Below are 16,636 nucleotides of genomic sequence, written 5' to 3'. Positions count from 1 at the left end.
GTACCGGGCGGCCACGACAACCCCGCCACCCGCACGGGCGCACCCGTCACGGCCCCGGCGTCGCGCTCGCGCCGGGGGAGACCGGGAAGCCGGAGAAGAACGCGCGGAGGTCCTCCACGAGGACGCCGGGCGCCTGGAGGGCGGCGTAGTGGCCGCCCTCCTGGAACTCGGTCCACCGCACCACGCGGTGCGCCCGCTCGGCGTACCTGCGCACGCTCGTGTCGCCGGGGAAGACCGCCACGGCCGTCGGGACGGTCCCCGGCGCGGAGGGGGGCTCCCAGTCGCCGGCGCTCTCCCGGTAGACGCGCGTGGAGGAGCCGGCCGTGCCGGTGAGCCAGGCGATGGCGACGTCGGTCAGGACGTCGTCGGGTGAGACCCCGGAGACGTCCGTGCCCCAGGACGCGAACACGTCGAGGAACCAGGCGAGCTGCCCGGCGGGGGAGTCGGCCAGGGCGTAGGCCAGGGTCTGGGGCCTGGTGCCCTGGACGGAGGCGTACCCGGAGAACTCCTGCCGCCAGCGGGCGACGCCGCGCGCCCGCTCGGCCTCCGCCTCGGTGAGGCCGGACATGTCGTCGGTGGGGATGGTGGTGAGCGCGTTCACGTGGACGCCGACCACCCGGTCGGGCGCGAGCCTGGCGAGCGCGGGGGAGACGAGCGCCCCGAGGTCGCCGCCGTGGACGCCGTAGCGGGGGTAGCCGAGGCGGCTCATCAGCTCGGCCCACGCGGCGGCCACGCGCCGCACGCCCCAGCCGGGCTCGTCCGTCGGCCCCGAGAAGGCGAAGCCGGGCACGGACGGGACGACCACGTGGAAGTCACGGCTGAGCGGCTCGGCGACGTGCGAGAAGTCGGCGAACGTGCTGGGCCAGCCGTGGGTGAGCAGCAGCGGCAGCACGTCCGGCCGCTGGGAGCGGACGTGCGCGAAGTGCACCCTCTGGCCGTCGATCACGGTGGTGTACTGGGGCAGCCGGTTCAGCCTGGCCTCGTGGCGGCGCCAGGAGTAGCCGTCCAGCCAGTACGCGGCCAGCTCGCGCACGGCCTCCGGGGGCACGCCGTACGACCAGCCGACGCCGTCGAGGGCGTCGGGCCAGCGGGTGCGGCTGAGCCGGTCCCGCAGGTCGTCGAGCCGTTCCTGAGGGATGTCGATGACGAAGGGTTCCATGACCGGTGACGCTAGCCGCGATCGCGGCCAGGACCAGGCCGCGATTCACGACAGCGGTCCGGGCGGCAACGAGGACCTGAACGGGCCGTGATGGGCGCGACAATGGACCTGTGCTGGACACCTCCGCGCGCCTGCTGCGCCTGCTGTCGCTCCTGCAGTCCCGCCCCGAGTGGCCGGGCCGAGACCTGGCCGAGCGCCTGGGCGTGGCGCGAAGGACGGTCCGCCGCGACGTGGAGCGGCTGCGCAGCCTCGGCTACCCGGTCAGCTCGACCCCGGGCGTGGCGGGCGGCTACCGGCTGGCGGCGGGGGCGCGGATGCCCCCGCTCCTGCTGGACGACGACGAGGCGGTCGCGGTCGCGATCGGCCTGCGCACGGCGGCGGGCGGCACGGTGTCCGGCATCGAGGAGACCTCGGCGCGCGCGCTGGCGAAGCTGGAGCAGGTGCTCCCGGCCCGGCTGCGGCATCGCGTGAGCTCGCTGCAGGCCCACACGGTACGCGTCCCGCGCGAGGTCCCGACTGTCGAGCCGGACGTGCTCGCCCGCGTCGCGGCCGCCTGCCGCGACCGGGAGCAGTTCCGCTTCCGCTACACCGACCACGACGGCAGGACGGCCGACCGCAGGACCGAGCCGTACACCCTGGTCAGCCGGGGCAACCGCTGGTACCTGGTCGGCTGGGACGTCGACAGGGGCGACTGGCGGACCTACCGGGCGGACCGGATCGAGCCGAGCACCCCGAACGGCCCCCGCTTCGCCCCCCGCGAACCGCCGGACCCGGACGTGGCGTCCTGGATGGAGCGCAGGCTGGGGCACGAGATGTGGCCGTACCGGGGGCGCTTCCTGCTGCGCGCGCCGGCGGAGCGGGTGGCGGGCCGCACGTCCGGCACGGTGGAGCCGGTGGACGAGCGCACCTGCGTGCTCACGCTGCGCGGCGAGGAGCCGCGGGCCATGGCGATCGTGGTGGCGTTCCTGGACGTCGACTTCGAGGTGCTCGAACCGGCCGAGCTGCGGGACGAGCTGCGGGCCCTCGGCCGCCGGCTGCTGTCCTCTAGAATTTGATTCTGTGACTCCTCCGTTCTTCACGCGCAAGCAGGACGAGTTCGTCCCCGCGCCGCACGCCCGCAGCCCGTGGTCCGCCGACATGCTGCACGGACGTCTGCTCGGCGGCCTGGCCGCCCAGGTGCTCGAGGAGCGGCACGGCCGCCCCGGCCTGCGCTTCGCCAGGCTCACCGTGGACCTGTTCCGCAACAGCCCGCTGCTGCCCGTCACCGTCGAGACGGCCGTGGTCAGGGACGGCCGCAGGATCAGGGTCGCCGACGCGACCCTCTCCACCGAGCAGGGCGTGATCGGCAGGGCGAGCGCCGTCCTGCTCAGGACGGGCGACCAGCCCTCCGGCGAGCACGCGCACACCCCCGCCTGGGACGAGCGGCCGCCCGCCGGGCCGCCCGACCGCGGCGAGTGGCAGCCGCCGTTCGACCTGTGGCGCCTCACCGAGTGGGGCGCGTCGGCCAGGCACCGCGCCTGGACGCGCGAGGCGTACCCGCTGGTGGAGGACGAGCCGCTCACGCCGTTCGTCCGGGTGGCGCTCGCCGGGGACTTCGCCAGCCCGCTCAGCAACATGGGCTCGGGCGGGGTGGCGTTCATCAACGCCGACTACACGCTGACGCTCGCCCGCCTGCCGGAGGGCGAGCTGATCGGCGTGGAGGCGACCGGCCACGTCAGCGCCGACGGGGTGGCCGCCGGGCAGTGCACGCTGCACGACACGGCGGGCCCCTTCGGGTTCTGCGTCGTCACGGCGGTGGCCAACCCCGTGGCCCTGACCGGCCGCTAGACGACGCCGGACGGGCTCAGGCCGGGTGCTCCGCGCGGTCGCCCGACCAGTCGGTGTGGAACGAGCCCTCCCGGTCCACCCGGCGGTAGGTGTGCGCGCCGAAGAAGTCGCGCAGCCCCTGCACCAGCGCCGCCGGCAGCCGGTCGCGGCGCAGCCCGTCGTAGTACGCGAGCGCCGAGGAGAAACCGGGCGTCGGCACGCCGATGCGCACGGCCGTGGTGACGACCCGCCGCCACGCCTCCTGCGCGGCGTTCAGCTCGGCCGCGAAGTCGGGGTCGGCCAGCAGCGTCGGCAGGGCCGGATCCGCGTCGTACGCGGCCCGGATCCGGTCGAGGAGCTTGGCCCTGATGATGCAGCCGCCCCGCCAGATGGTCGCCATGGCGCCGAGGTCGAGGTCCCAGCCGTACTCCTTGGACGCGGCGGCCATCTGGTCGAAGCCCTGCGCGTACGCCACGATCTTGGACGCGTACAGCGCCCGGCGGACGTCCTCGACCAGCTCGCGGCCCTCCACGCCGGACAGCGCGGGGCCCTCCAGCGCCGCCGCGGCGGCCCGCTGCTCGGGGTGGCCGGACAGCGCGCGGGCGAAGACCGCCTCGGCGATGCCCGTCACGGGGACGCCCAGGTCGAGCGCGCTCTGCACGGTCCAGCGGCCGGTGCCCTTCTGCTCGGCCTGGTCCACCACGACGTCCACGAACGGCTTGCCCGTGGCCGCGTCCACCTGGTCGAGCACCTCGGCGGTGATCTCGATCAGGTAGGAGCCGAGGTCGCCCTCGTTCCACTCCCTGAACACCCCGGCCAGCTCGGCCGGGCTCACCCCGAGGGCCTGGCGCAGCAGGTCGTACGACTCGGCGATGAGCTGCATGTCCGAGTACTCGATGCCGTTGTGCACCATCTTCACGAAGTGGCCCGCGCCGTCCGGACCGACGTGCACCGCGCACGGCACGCCGTCGACCTTGGCCGAGATGTCCTGCAGGATCGGGCCCAGCGCCTCCCACGACTCCCGCGACCCGCCCGGCATGATGCTGGGGCCGTTCAGCGCGCCCTCCTCGCCGCCGGAGATGCCGGTGCCGACGAAGTGGATGCCCTTCTCGCGCAACGCCGCCTCGCGCCTGCGGGTGTCCTGGTAGTGCGCGTTGCCGCCGTCGACGATCATGTCGCCCGGCTCCATCAGCTCGGCGAGCTGGTCGATGACGGCGTCCGTGCCGGCGCCCGCCTTCACCATGATGATCGCCCGCCGGGGCCGCTTCAGCGACGCCACGAAGCCGGCCAGCTCCTCCGACGGCACGAACGTGCCCTCGCCGCCGAACTCCTTGACCAGCTGGTGGGTACGCGCCGCGGTGCGGTTGTGCACGGCGACCGAGTATCCGTGCCTCGCCAGGTTCCGTGCCAGGTTGCGCCCCATCGTGGCCAGGCCGGTGACGCCGATGTCTGCCAAGTCCATCTCAAGCTCCTCTACGGGGGATACGCGTGATCCAGCCCGCCGGTCGCACGGGTTATTCCTCGGAGTCCCTCAGCAGGGGCCCTCAGCAGGGGGCCTCAGTCGCTCTGCCGCACGCCCAGCTCGTCGAGCCTGTCCAGCATGTCCGCCGGGTCGGCGTACACCCTGAACGCCCCCGCGCGTTCGAGTTCGTCCCTGCCGTACCCGCCGGACAGCAGTCCGATGCCCAGCGCGCCGGCCCGGCGCGCCGCCAGCAGGTCCCAGACGCTGTCGCCCACCACCATGGCGTGCCGCGGGTCGGCCCCGACGAGCGCGGCCCCGGCGAGGAACAGGTCGGGGTCGGGCTTGGCGCGCCGCACCCGGTCGCGCGTCACCATCGGGGCGTCGTCCGGCAGGCCCAGCATGTCCAGGGCGAGCCGGGCGGTGCGGGCGTACCCGCTGGTCGCGATGGCCCACGGCACGCCGCGCGCGGTCAGCTCCGCCAGCAGCTCCGGCGCGCCGGGCAGGGGGCGCACCGAGTCGATCTGCTCGGCGTAGTTGTCGGCGTGGACGGTCTGCAGCTCGTCGATCTGCTCCTGCGTCAGCTTCAGCCCGGTCTCCCGCAGCAGCGCGCTGACGAACAGCCCGCCGCTCATGCCGATCCTGCGGTGGATGCGCCACACCGACAGGTCGATGCCCATCCCGGACAGCGCCTGCCGCCACGCGATGACGTGCTGGTAGACGCTGTCGATGAGGGTGCCGTCGAGGTCGAACAGAAACGCGGGGGTGGGTACCTGCGGGAAGTCGTCCATGCGTCCATGACACCATGGCGGCCATGAGGATCGTCATCGCGGGCGGGCACGGGAAGATCGGGCTGCGGCTGGCGCAGCGCCTCGGGACGGGCGCGGTGGGCATCGTGCGCGACCCGGCCCAGGTGGCCGACGTCGAGGCCACCGGCGCCGAGGGCGTGCTGTGCGATCTCGAGCGCGCGGACGTCGAGGAGGTCGAGGGCGTGCTGCGCGGAGCCGACGCCGTCGTCTTCGCGGCGGGGGCGGGTCCGGGCAGCGGCGCCGCCCGCAAGGACACCGTCGACCGGGGCGCGGCCGTCCTCCTGGCGCAGGCCGCCGAACGGGCGGGTGTGCGGCGGTTCATCCAGATCTCGTCCATGGGGGCGGGCAAGCCGCCCGCGCCGGGCTCCGACGAGGTGTGGCAGGCGTACATCAGGGCCAAGACCGAGGCGGAGGACGACCTGCGCGGACGCGACCTCGACTGGACGATCGTGCGTCCCGGCCGGTTGACCGACGAGCCGGGCACCGGCCTGGTGCGGCTCGCGCCCGAGGTGCCGCCGGGCTCGATCCCCAGGGACGACGTGGCGGCCGTCGTGCTCGCCCTGCTGGAGGCGCCGGGCACGGCGCGCAGGACGTTCGAGCTGGTCGCGGGCGACACGCCGGTCATCGACCTGGTCGCCACGGAGTGACCGCACGCCCGAGCGGGCCCCCGGATGCTTTGCCGAACCCTGGCTATCTCGTGGCACGTCCCCGGCTAGGTCCCTCTTCAGTGCATAAATGAGGAGGAGCCTCCCATGTCGGATATGTCGTTCAGGTCGTTCTTCGGGGGCGACCCCTTCCGCGGGTTCGAGGAGCTCACCGGCAGGGTGTTCGGCGGCATGGAGAGCTGGCCGCCCTCACGGCCCGGCGTCCACCGGGTCGACGTCGGACGGCTGCTCAGCGCCTCCGCCAGGGACGTCCTCGCCACCGCCCAGGAGCGCGCCGGGCAGCGCGGCTCCCCCGACCTGGACGTCCTCGACCTGCTCGACGCGCTCGCCGACGCCGAGGGCGACCTGCTGCGCACCGCGGGCGCCGACCTCGACCGGCTGCGCGAGCGCATCGACGCCCTCGCCGGTCCCGGCGAACCCGGCGAGGCCCCCACCACGCTCTCGCCCTCCGCCAAGCGCGCCATCCTCGACGCCCAGCGCGTCTCCCGCGCTCTGGAGTCGTCCTACATCGGGCCCGAGCACCTGCTGCTCGCGCTCGCCGCCAACCCCGACTCCACCGCGTCCAGGCTGCTGCGCGAGCAGAACGTCTCCGCCAACGAGATCCAGCAGGCCATGCTCGCCCCCGCCGCGTCCCGCGGGCCCGCCACGCAGCCGGGCCGCCGCAGCGACACGCCCTCCCTCGACCAGTACGGCAGGGACGTCACCGAGGAGGCCAGGCAGGGCAGGATCGACCCGGTCGTCGGCCGTGAGGACGAGATCGAGCAGTGCATCGAGGTGCTGTCGCGGCGCACCAAGAACAACCCCTGCCTGATCGGCGAGCCCGGCGTCGGCAAGACCGCCATCGTCGAAGGCATCGCGCAGCGCATCGTCAACGGCGGCGTCCCCGACACGCTCAAGGACCGCCGCGTCGTCGCGCTCGACCTCACCGGCATCGTCGCGGGCACCAAGTACCGCGGCGAGTTCGAGGAACGCATCAAGCAGGTCATCGACGAGGTGCGCGCCCACGCCGACGAGGTCGTCGTCTTCATCGACGAGGTGCACACGCTCGTCGGCGCCGGGTCCGCCGAGGGCGGCATGGACGCCGCCAACATCCTCAAACCCGCCCTCGCCCGCGGCGAACTGCACGTCATCGCCGCCACCACGATCGACGAGTACCGCAAGAACATCGAGAAGGACGCCGCGCTCGAACGCCGCTTCCAGCCCATCCTGGTCGCCGAGCCGACCGTCGAGCAGACCGTCGAGATCCTCGCCGGGCTGCGCGACGCGTACGAGGCGCACCACCAGGTACGCATCACCGACGAGGCGCTCGACGCCGCCGCCACCCTGTCCGGCCGCTACATCAGCGACCGCTTCCTCCCCGACAAGGCGATCGACCTCGTCGACCAGGCGTCCGCCCGGGTCCGCCTGCGCTCGCGCACGCCCGGCAGCGACGTCCGCGAGCTGGAGGAGCGGCTGAACGCGCTGCGCCGCGACAAGGACCAGGCGGTCTCCTCCGACGACTTCGACCGCGCCAAGGAGCTCACCGCCGAGATCGACAAGATCCGTCCCGAGCTGGAACGCGCCCGGCGCGGCCAGGACGAGGTGCCGCAGGTCATGGTCGAGGACATCGCCGAGGTCGTCTCCCGCCGCACCGGCATCCCCGTCACCCAGCTCACCCAGCAGGAACGCGAACGCCTCATGCGGCTGGAGGAACGCCTGCACGAGCGCGTCATCGGCCAGGAGGAGGCCGTCTCCGCCGTCGCCGAGGCGGTGCGCAGGGCCAGGGCCGGACTGTCCGACCCGAACCGGCCCATCGGCAGCTTCCTGTTCCTCGGCCCGACGGGCGTGGGCAAGACGGAGCTCGCCAGGGCGCTCGCCGCCGCCCTGTTCGGCGGCGAGGAGCACATGGTCAGGATCGACATGAGCGAGTTCCAGGAGCGCCACACCGTCTCCAGGCTCATCGGCGCGCCCCCCGGCTACGTCGGCTACGAGGAGGCGGGCCAGCTCACCGAGGCGGTGCGCCGCCGCCCGCACGGCGTCGTCCTCATGGACGAGATCGAGAAGGCCCACCCCGACGTCATGAACATCCTGCTGCAGATGCTCGACGACGGGCGGCTCACCGACGGCCAGGGCCGGACCGTGGACTTCACCAACACCATCGTCATCATGACCAGCAACATCGGCGCCCAGCTCATCCTGGAGAGCGAGGCCGACACGGCGGAGCTGCGCGACGGGCTCATGGAGCTGCTGCGCCACTCGCTGCGGCCCGAACTGCTCAACCGCATCGACGAGACGATCATCTTCCACCGGCTCGACCGGGCGCAGCTGCGCGAGATCGTGGACCTGCTGCTCGAACGCACCCGCCAGCGCCTGCGCGGGCAGGACGTCGCCCTGGAGGTCACGGACGCGGCCAAGGACTGGCTGGCCGGGCGCGGCTACCAGCCCGAGTTCGGCGCCAGGCCGCTGCGGCGCACGGTGCAGCGCGAACTCGACAACCGGCTGTCCACCATGCTGCTGACCGGCGAGGTGGGCGAGGGCGGCACGGTCGAGGTGGACGTCACCGGCGACCACCTCACCCTCACCGCCCGCACCCCGGAACCGGCCACCTGACCCGGGCCGCGTCCGTCACAAAGAGCGATGCCACGACGATAATGACAGGTATTGCGTACATAAGGATCATCGTGAGTAACACGCTGGACTCCTCGGCTCCCACGAGCACTGGCTGTACGTTCGCCCGCTCTGATCGTCACGCGAAGCCTGGCTTCAGTGCGTGCGGCCCACAGCTGGATCTTTCCGTCACTGTCTGCTCTGCATGGGAATCTGACGGAACGACCACCTGAACCGGAAGGGCCACCTATCGCTTCATCGCTCTGTACCGCTTGAGGAGCGCCGTGACTTTGTCGTAGTCACGCGTGCCGTTCAGCTCGTCGAGCAAATCGTCAGGACATAACTGGTAGAGGTCGCCCCACCAGCGACGCGTCTTGTTGTCCCAGATCCGGTAGCCGCCGGGAACGCCTCTGGCGACGTAGCGCCTCCTCCCCATGGTTCCTGCAGCCCCCCGTTCAAAGTCGTCAAGCTCGGCGATCAGCGACGCTGCACCATGAGTCCCGGCCTGGTGTGCTGCCGCCGTCAGGGACCGGCCCCCAGGTCGCATGCACCGAAACCGTACCCGAGGCAGACCCTGGCCGCGATCGGGGCGATGAGCTGTATGCGCTCATCCACGGTGGAGCCGCGGCCTCTGCTGCGGGAGTTGGGCCGGCGTGGCTGGAACTGCCGCCTCGGGTGTTGGTGTGTAACGGGCTGGCCGATCCGGTCACCCGCCGCTGCTGCTCCGGGCGTTCACGTGTCTCCCACCCGTTACGCCGACCGCGCCGTCGATCGGATCCGCCGGCCACCTTTCCGCTCATTACCGCTGAGCCCTCTCGCTCACCGGACTCCGGCGCTTTGTCGTGACACCGGATGCCTTGGACGCCCACTGGCATGAGCCCACAATGGAAGGGCCGGTTCAAGAGGCGTCATGCTCAGCGCAAGAGGACTACTCCAGGTGTCCGCGATGGATCAGGCGGCGTAGTGCCTCAGCGGCAGCGGCGTCGGCGTCCGCTCGTCGTGCCAGCAACTCGGCCAGTAACTCCACCCACACGTCCAGCGTCACGGTACGCCGCGACAGCGTAACGCCATGGACCTCGTGCGCGACCTCTGCCATGGGGCGCCCGTCGGAAGCGGCCAGTGTCAGAACCCGATCGCCCAGCCGTACGGCAAGCGCACGGACCCGGCCATCGCGGCCGCGCAGCCGTGCCGTAAGCCCCTGCTCCCGTTGCACGCTGACACAATCGATGGGCAGCACCTCGCCCAGAGTGCCTAGAAGCACACCAACATAGGCGTCGATATCGGCGACGTCCCGGCGCAACGCCGCAGCGAGCTCGTGGAGGTCCATCAGCCATCCAACGGCAGCACCAGTTGCGGGCGCTCGATGATGTGGTCGGGCCGTAGCGGCCGTACGGCGGTACCGATGGCCAGGAACTCCATGGTGTGCGAACCCCATCTGTGGTTGTGCGTGTCCAGGACCACTCCGACGATGCCCTCCGCCTCCAATTCCTGGGCTTCGGCCTGCATCCTGGCCATCGCCAGTTCGCGGGCGTCGTAGAGCGCCTGGGTGTACTCGGGAATCTCTATGTTCTGCCCCAGGTTGCCTAGCACGGCGCCCAGCCGCCGATGGGCGACGTGGTACACGCACGTCCCCATCACCAGGCTCAGCGGTGCGTAACCGGCCCGGATGAGCGTCCAGAAGTCCTGGCCGGACAGGTCGGAGGTGAATGGCTGGTTCTTGTTGTTGCGCCACGGCCCGGGCTCCTCCGCTTTGACGGCGGTGCCCACGGCGACGAACTCCACGATGTTGTCACCGAACTCGTGGAACTCCAGCTCCAGTCGCACGCCGACCACCCCGTCGGCGCCAAGCAGGTCTGCCTCGGCCTCCATACGTGTCATGGCGTGCTCGCGGGCGTGGTACATCGCCTCGGTGAGCTGGGTGACCTCCATGTTCTTGCTCCAGCGCCCCAGCTGGATGCCCTGGATGCCGACGTGGTAGATCGAGGTGCCCAGCACCAGGCCGAGCGGGCGGAACCCCGCTTCCCGGACCAGGAGGAACTCGTTGACCGAAAGGTCACTGGTGAACAGCGGAGTATCGGCGTTGGGCCGCAGGGAGCGCAGCCGCTCGACAGCCGCGGCCGCAAGGTCGTGAGTCACGTCAACCTCATGATGGTCAGCGTCCGCGGTGGGGCCGGGTCGGCATGAAAAGGGATGATGGAGGTGCCCATCAGGGTGGCTACGACGACATAGTCCTCGCGATCCTCTACCTGAAGACATTCCTGTTCACGGATTCGGCGAGAGCGTTCGGCCAAGACGAAGCCCTGCCCGCCGCCTTGCCGGACGGCATCGGTCACCTGGCCGTGAGCCTCGCGCCACAAGCTCGCCATGGCGGTGGCCATCCAGCCGAGTTCCCCGCCCTTCCTGGGGTTGACCGAGTACTTGTGGATCACCTTCATCGCCGTGCCGGGCACCATGTCGACGGGCACCCATCCGGAGAGGATCAGTTTCGCGAAGTCCTGGCCGCCGATATGGGCCAGAAAGGGACGGTGGTTTCGTATTCCGGTGCGGGAGCGGAGCACGGTCCCCGTGGCAATGTGCTCCACAGCGGCACCATCGCCGAACGCGCGAGTGGTGACCGTGACGCCCACCACCCCATCACCGCCCAGCGCACTGCACCGACGGACGAGTGCCTTGAACACCTCACGCGTGCTCTTCCCCAGGGCCCTGGCGTGACTGCTGAGGTCCGCGTCCGTGGAGCAGGGTAGTCGCGTCTGCGCGCGCCATCCTCGGCTCAGCACGGTCAGGCCGGTGACCTGGCCCAGCGGCTCGAATCCCACTGAGCGGACGGCCACCAACCCGGCCGCCGGCAACCCCGAGGTGAACGACAAGGCCTCAGCCACGTGATCAAACTATCGATACCTGCCTGAGGCCACAACGGTGAGTTCGATCCTCGTCGTGGCCTGCTCAAGCTTTCACATCCGAGTTCGAGCACCTGGTGAGAGCGCTCGCCGACTCGCCGATTGAGTCACTGTCTGAAGCGGGCGCCGCAGGTTCGAATCCTGCCGGGGGCACCGCCACCCCGACAGAGTTTCCGCAGGCGAAGAGCCTGGTTCTCACGATCGAGAACTAGGCTCTTGATTGTTCGACCGTCATTTGACCGTTCGTCCGAACGCCCCTGGTGGGTACTGAGGGTGAAGTGCCGTTGGATTCGACGGGTGTTCACCTGATTCGGAAGCGCTTCATCGCCTTGATGGTTGAGGCCAGCATGTCGGCGTACCTTCCGTACGGCATCGAGCCCGGTGGCTCGAGATCCACGTAGTGCTGGCTGGCGATGGCCTGTACTTCGGTGTACTTCAGGATGCCCTCGGCGCCATGGCGGCGGCCCACGCCGGACTGCTTCACGCCGCCCATGGGGGCGTCGTAGGAGGCGAAAGCAGCCCCGTACCCTTCGTTGATGTTGACCGTTCCGGCGTGGATGCGGGCGGCCAGCCGACGCCCACGGGCGACGTCCCTGGTCCAGACGGAGGCGTTGAGGCCGTAGGGGGTGTCGTTCGCGTGGGCCACGACCTCGTCCTCGCCACGGTAGGAGTAGAGGGCGACGACCGGGCCGAAGGTCTCGCCGGCGCACAGCTCCATCTCGCCGGTCACGCCGGCCAGCACGGTCGGCTCGAAGAACAGCGGCCCGAGGTCCGGCCGCGACCTGCCGCCGGCCAGCACGTCGGCGCCCGCCCGTACGGCCTGCTCGACCTGGCGGGTGACTGTCTCCAATTGACGCTGGTAGGTCAGCGATCCCATCTGGGTGTCGAAGGAGAAGTCGGCCCCGAGCTTGATCGCCTTGACCTGGTCGACGAGCTTCGCGGCGAAGGCGTCATAGATGTGTTCATGGACGTACAGGCGTTCGATGGAGACGCAGAGTTGACCGGCGTTGGTGAAGCAGGCCCGGACGGCGCCGCGGGCGGTTCGGTCGAGGTCGGCGTCGTCCAGCACGATCATCGGGTTCTTTCCGCCGAGCTCCAGTGAGTAGCCGACCAGCCGGTCGGCGACCTTGGCGGCGATGGTTCTGCCGCCCCGGGTAGAGCCGGTGAAGGCGACGTAGTCGGCGTTGTCCAGCAGAGGGTCGCCGATCTCGGCGGGGTCTCCGACGATCACCTGCCACAGGTTCTTGGGCAGGCCGAGCTCGATGAGGAGATCCAGTGCCCAGAGGCTGGACAGGCAGGTTTGGGTGTCGGGTTTGTGTACGACGGCGTTGCCGGCCATCAGCGCCGGGACGATGTCACTGGTGCCCAGGCTGAACGGATAGTTCCACGGCGAAATCAACCCCACGACGCCCTTTGGATGCCGTAGCTCCCGGGTGCGGGTGACGATCGGGAGAGCGCCTTGACGCCGCCTCGGGCCGAGCAGCTTCGCGGCCCGGCGCGCGTAGTAGAGCGTGCACATGGCCACGTCGAGGAACTCCTCGTAGGCGTGACGGCGGGCTTTGCCGGTCTCCCACTGGATGATGTCCAGGATCTCCTCGCGCCGGTCGACCAGGGTGTCGACCATGCGGAGGAACGGTCGCACCCGGTCCTTGACCGGCAGGCAGGACCAGCCGCGCTGTGCCTCGCGTGCCGTGTCGAAGGCCCTGCGCACGTCCTCGTCGGTCGTCAGCGGGAGCTCGGCGAGCGCCTCACCGGTGAACGGGGCCGGGATCGTGATGGCACCTCCGGTGGCGGTGACGTGGGAAGCCAGCCGCTCCAGGAGCGCGGGAGCCAGAGCATGCTGGTCAAGGGTGGAGCTGGCCGAGGAGACAGCGGTGTTTGTCATGTGATGAGCCCTTCGAGAGTCATGCCGCTCATTTCCAAAGGCGTGACAGGAACAGGACGAGCACGTCGGCGAACTGGTCGAGCTCGTCCCGCTGTTCGAGAGCCCACGCGTCGAGACCCTGGAAAATGCTCATGGTCGCTACGGTGACCAGCTCGATGCTGGGATATGGGTTGATGAGGCCGATCCGCCGGCCATTGGCGATGAGGCTGTGGATCCAGGACTGGCCGTCTTGATGGGTGGGCGGCTGCGCGGAGAGGACCGCCTGGTCGTCCGGGTGTTCACGCAGGTACGCCACAAGCCGAGTAGCGCCGGCTTTGACCTGCTGCCACAGATCATCTTCGGCTTCCACGTCGGTCCAGAGGCCGAGCACGGCGACGACGCGGTCGGCGGTATCGGCGACCACCGCGCCGAAGAGGTCATCCTTGCCGTCGAAGTAGTGGTAAGCGGACGACTTGGAGATCCCGGCGTCGGCAATGATCTGGTTGAACGACGCGCCGTCCTTGCCGTCACGCGCGAAATGGGCGCGGGCAACGGCAAGGATGGCGGCTCTCGCGTCCACGGGCAGCCGGTCGAAGCGGGGCAGGGGCATGACTTCCTCAGAGGCTCGATGTGATGGGGACGGCCGTTCGCCAGGCGGCGAGCATGCGGTTCGCGCGGACCGTCATGATCCAGTGTGCGGCCCAGAGAGGAATGGCGATCGCTCCGCCGATGAATCCGGTGATCCCCGGGAAGAGCGACACGATCTGGAACACGCACCAGCCGTACCCCAGTGGCGCCCACCATCTCATGAAGGCGCTCGGCATGCGGGCGTCAGCCGTCATGGAGCTGGAGACGGTGTGCACGATGAAGAAGTCTTCGGTGAAGTTGAAGGGGATGGCGAACATCCACCACACCGATGCGGGAGCCGCGCTCCTGGCTTCAGGCCGCACGAGTGTCATGGTTGTTTGGAGGGCGCGGCAGTACAGCGCGACGATCAGGAAGAAGACGGCGACCACGATCAGCGCGCCGATCGTCCCCAGTCCCGCGATCTCGCCCAAAATGCCGCTTCCCCACTGCGGGGCCCAGAACGGGTAGCTGAGAAGGGCTATGACGCATGCGGTGCCCACGGTCTTGATGATGATTCGCATGCCGCGAGTGTACCAGTAGTACACACTATTGGTATGTTCTATCTGTATGCAGAGGCTGTGCATGGAGGCACGAATGAACAAGGTGAGCAGCTCATGACCGACGTCATCGTGGTCGGCGCAGGGGTCGCCGGACTGGTCGCCGCGCGAGATCTGGTGGCTCGCGGGCGGGAAGTGGTGGTGTTGGAGGCGCGGGACCGAGTCGGCGGGCGAACGCTCAACGCCGACCTGCCCGGCTCCGACGGCCAGATCGTCGAAGCCGGTGGTCAGTGGGTCGGCCCTACCCAGGATCGCGTGGCGAAACTGATCACTGAGCTCGGGTTGGAAATCTTCTCGACCTACGACATCGGCGACAAGATCGGTCATCTGGCCGGTCGATTCACCCGTTACGGCGGCCGGATCCCCCGGCTGAACCCGCTGGCCCTCGTCGATCTCGACCGGACCATGAAGCGCGTCGACCGCGCGGCACGGCGAGTGCCGCTGGAAGAACCGTGGCTCGCGCCGAACGCCCACGCCCTCGACAACCAGACATTCGATGAGTGGCTCCGGCACCAGGCTCCCACCAGCGTAAGCCGGACGTTCATGCGATTGCTCACCGAGTCCGTATGGTGCGCGGGCCCCGAGGAGATGTCCGCACTGTGGGCTCAGTTCTACATTCATTCCGGTGGCGGGCTCGAGTCGCTCATCAACGTCACCGGCGGCGCACAACAGGACCGGATCGTCGGCGGCAGTCAGCGGATCGCCATACAGATGGCCGCCGAGCTGGGAGATCGCATCCGCCTGCGGTCACCCGTTCGTGAGATCGTCCAGGACGGCGCCGCGGTCCGGGTGCGCACCACGGCAGGCGAGTCCCGAGCTCGCCGCGTGATCGTCGCGCTACCACCGCCGCTGACCGCACGGATCAGTTTCGACCCGGCGCTGCCCGCTGACCGGGATCAGCTGACACAGCGGATGCCGATGGGCTGGACGATCAAGGTCAATGTCGTCTACGACGAACCGTTCTGGCGCGCCGAGGGCCTGTCCGGTCAGGCCAACAGCGACAGCAGGCCGCTCGGCGCGGTGTTCGACAACAGCCCGCCCACGTCCGGCGCCGGAGTGCTGGTCGGATTCTTCGAGGCGAAGCATGCCGCGGCGGCGGCCAAACTCGATCCTGAGGCCCGCCGGGAGGTCGTCCTCAACGAACTGGCCTTCTACTTCGGCCCGCGAGCCCGCGACGCCGTCACCTACCTGGAGCAGGACTGGGCCGCCGAAGAGTACAGCCGTGGCTGCTATGGAGCGTTCGCCACGCCCGCGGCTCTCACCCGGTTCGGCTGCGCCCTGCGCCGCCCGGTCGGCGCGATCCACTGGGCCGGTACGGAGACCGCGACCCGCTGGGCGGGCTACATCGACGGAGCCGTGGAGTCCGGTGAACGCGCGGCCGCTGAGGCCGACGCCCTTCTCGGCCGATAGGGACAATCGCGGTCAACGGCACGTTCTTGACTTGCCAGGGGAGTGGCCGCCCGCCGTCGCCGGTTCCCGGCGCACCTCGCTGTCCCTGATCACGTACGCGTGTGCCGACGACGCGTGAATACCGACCACCCCTCAGGGGCGCCGGTTGAGGACCTCGGGCACCCGGCTGTGACGCCGCACCATGGTTGCCAACCCCGCGTCGATGTACTCGAGGCACCGCAGGATCGCATCGTGGTCGGCGACGAGGTGGCGGTGATGGATCGGTCCGTGATGAGCGATCTTGTTACGGAAGATCCTGAGGTGATCGACCTGACGGTGCAGGGGCTGGCGGCGGCCGCGGTAGGTAGGGAAGGCCCGGTACAGGGCGGTGCGCCATAGCCGCTGGTCATAGCCGTTGCCAGGCCCAAGCAATGAGACATAGAAGCCGAAAGGCAGCTCTTCGGTGACCATGTGCGGCGTGGGGGTCAGGCCGATGCGTCGCAACTGCTGCTCGGCCTCAGCGATGCGCTGGCGTCCGCCGTAGGTGAGCTGCGGGCGCGGGTCGTTCCACCAGTCCTCACGCCTCAAGTATCCGGTGAGCTCACGCGTCATGGCGCTACGCATGGCCACCTCCAGGTACTGCAGGGGCCCGTAGAACGCCTCGCTGATCTCCGTGTTCCAGCAGTGCAGCCGCAAGGCGGCAACGGCGTCGCCGCCACAGGCCAGTTGGTATTCAGCGAGGCGGAGGGGGGACAGTAGCGTACACAGCCGCGTGGCCTCAGCTTCCTGCATGTGGGCCGCCTTCTGGTTTCCCATGG

At 70.0% G+C, this 16,636-nt stretch carries 15 protein-coding genes; 5 read left to right on the top strand and 10 right to left on the bottom strand.

Annotated elements, in window-relative coordinates; translation table 11 throughout:
• Nucleotides 1-46 precede the first annotated feature (46 nt).
• Entirely contained in the window at nucleotides 47-1,159 is a 1,113-nt protein-coding gene (locus tag BMX74_RS17240; RefSeq protein ID WP_091101400.1) for an epoxide hydrolase family protein, read from the bottom strand.
• Nucleotides 1,160-1,269: 110 nt separating this feature from the next.
• Between BMX74_RS17240 and BMX74_RS17235 the strand changes: the two genes are divergently transcribed.
• Entirely contained in the window at nucleotides 1,270-2,214 is a 945-nt protein-coding gene (locus BMX74_RS17235) for a helix-turn-helix transcriptional regulator (RefSeq protein WP_055502566.1), read from the top strand.
• Nucleotides 2,215-2,218: 4 nt separating this feature from the next.
• A complete protein-coding gene (locus tag BMX74_RS17230) occupies nucleotides 2,219-2,986 on the top strand; it encodes a thioesterase family protein (RefSeq protein ID WP_256256994.1) in 768 nt (255 codons plus the stop codon).
• Nucleotides 2,987-3,002: 16 nt separating this feature from the next.
• On the opposite strand, the gene gndA is transcribed toward BMX74_RS17230, so the two are convergent.
• Together gndA and BMX74_RS17220 are read right to left on the bottom strand one after the other, a co-directional pair.
• Nucleotides 3,003-4,427, bottom strand: coding sequence for an NADP-dependent phosphogluconate dehydrogenase (gene gndA, locus BMX74_RS17225; RefSeq protein WP_091101398.1), 1,425 nt, complete (start codon nucleotides 4,425-4,427; stop codon nucleotides 3,003-3,005).
• A gap of 95 nt (nucleotides 4,428-4,522) precedes the next feature.
• Nucleotides 4,523-5,215: an HAD family hydrolase gene (locus tag BMX74_RS17220; RefSeq protein WP_055502563.1), complete on the bottom strand. Its 693-nt coding sequence runs from the start codon at nucleotides 5,213-5,215 to the stop codon at nucleotides 4,523-4,525.
• 23 nt (nucleotides 5,216-5,238) lie between these two features.
• Here BMX74_RS17220 and BMX74_RS17215 point away from each other — a divergent pair, with 23 nt between their 5' ends.
• Both BMX74_RS17215 and BMX74_RS17210 read left to right on the top strand, forming a co-directional pair.
• Nucleotides 5,239-5,880 (top strand): SDR family oxidoreductase, encoded by a 642-nt coding sequence (locus BMX74_RS17215; protein ID WP_055503939.1) that lies wholly within the window; start codon nucleotides 5,239-5,241, stop codon nucleotides 5,878-5,880.
• A gap of 105 nt (nucleotides 5,881-5,985) precedes the next feature.
• Nucleotides 5,986-8,487 carry an ATP-dependent Clp protease ATP-binding subunit gene (locus tag BMX74_RS17210; protein WP_055502562.1) on the top strand — a complete coding sequence of 834 codons (2,502 nt, stop codon included), beginning with the start codon at nucleotides 5,986-5,988 and terminating at the stop codon, nucleotides 8,485-8,487.
• Between the two features lie 925 nt (nucleotides 8,488-9,412).
• Here the strand turns inward: BMX74_RS17210 and BMX74_RS17200 are convergent.
• The 6 genes from BMX74_RS17200 to BMX74_RS17180 all read right to left on the bottom strand — a co-directional run bounded on the left by BMX74_RS17200 (nucleotide 9,413) and on the right by BMX74_RS17180 (nucleotide 14,393).
• Entirely contained in the window at nucleotides 9,413-9,811 is a 399-nt protein-coding gene (locus tag BMX74_RS17200; RefSeq protein ID WP_055502560.1) for a hypothetical protein, read from the bottom strand.
• Nucleotides 9,811-10,620, bottom strand: coding sequence for a heavy metal-binding domain-containing protein (locus BMX74_RS17195; protein WP_055502559.1), 810 nt, complete (start codon nucleotides 10,618-10,620; stop codon nucleotides 9,811-9,813). Before BMX74_RS17195 ends, BMX74_RS17200 begins: the two co-directional genes overlap by 1 nt.
• Nucleotides 10,617-11,363 carry a heavy metal-binding domain-containing protein gene (locus tag BMX74_RS44990; protein ID WP_055502558.1) on the bottom strand — a complete coding sequence of 249 codons (747 nt, stop codon included), beginning with the start codon at nucleotides 11,361-11,363 and terminating at the stop codon, nucleotides 10,617-10,619. The genes BMX74_RS17195 and BMX74_RS44990 overlap by 4 nt, the downstream gene beginning before the upstream one ends.
• 319 nt (nucleotides 11,364-11,682) lie before the next feature.
• The gene (locus BMX74_RS17190) at nucleotides 11,683-13,266 is read right to left on the bottom strand and encodes a succinic semialdehyde dehydrogenase (protein ID WP_091101394.1); all 1,584 of its coding nucleotides are present in this window, start codon (nucleotides 13,264-13,266) and stop codon (nucleotides 11,683-11,685) included.
• Between the two features lie 28 nt (nucleotides 13,267-13,294).
• Nucleotides 13,295-13,855, bottom strand: coding sequence for a TetR/AcrR family transcriptional regulator (locus BMX74_RS17185; protein ID WP_091101392.1), 561 nt, complete (start codon nucleotides 13,853-13,855; stop codon nucleotides 13,295-13,297).
• Nucleotides 13,856-13,862: 7 nt separating this feature from the next.
• Nucleotides 13,863-14,393: a hypothetical protein gene (locus tag BMX74_RS17180; RefSeq protein ID WP_177227379.1), complete on the bottom strand. Its 531-nt coding sequence runs from the start codon at nucleotides 14,391-14,393 to the stop codon at nucleotides 13,863-13,865.
• A gap of 93 nt (nucleotides 14,394-14,486) precedes the next feature.
• On the opposite strand from BMX74_RS17180, the gene BMX74_RS17175 reads away from it, so the two are divergent.
• Entirely contained in the window at nucleotides 14,487-15,839 is a 1,353-nt protein-coding gene (locus BMX74_RS17175) for a flavin monoamine oxidase family protein (RefSeq protein WP_091101390.1), read from the top strand.
• A gap of 132 nt (nucleotides 15,840-15,971) precedes the next feature.
• Here BMX74_RS17175 and BMX74_RS17170 read toward each other — a convergent pair whose 3' ends face one another.
• The gene (locus tag BMX74_RS17170) at nucleotides 15,972-16,634 is read right to left on the bottom strand and encodes a hypothetical protein (protein ID WP_091101387.1); all 663 of its coding nucleotides are present in this window, start codon (nucleotides 16,632-16,634) and stop codon (nucleotides 15,972-15,974) included.
• Between the last annotated feature and the right edge of the window lie 2 nt (nucleotides 16,635-16,636).

The sequence above is a fragment of the Nonomuraea pusilla genome (assembly GCF_900109355.1).
Taxonomy (GTDB): Bacteria; Actinomycetota; Actinomycetes; order Streptosporangiales; family Streptosporangiaceae; genus Nonomuraea; species Nonomuraea pusilla.
The sequence above is the reverse complement of the archived record's forward strand: the minus strand, read 5'-3'. Positions and strand labels throughout refer to the sequence as shown.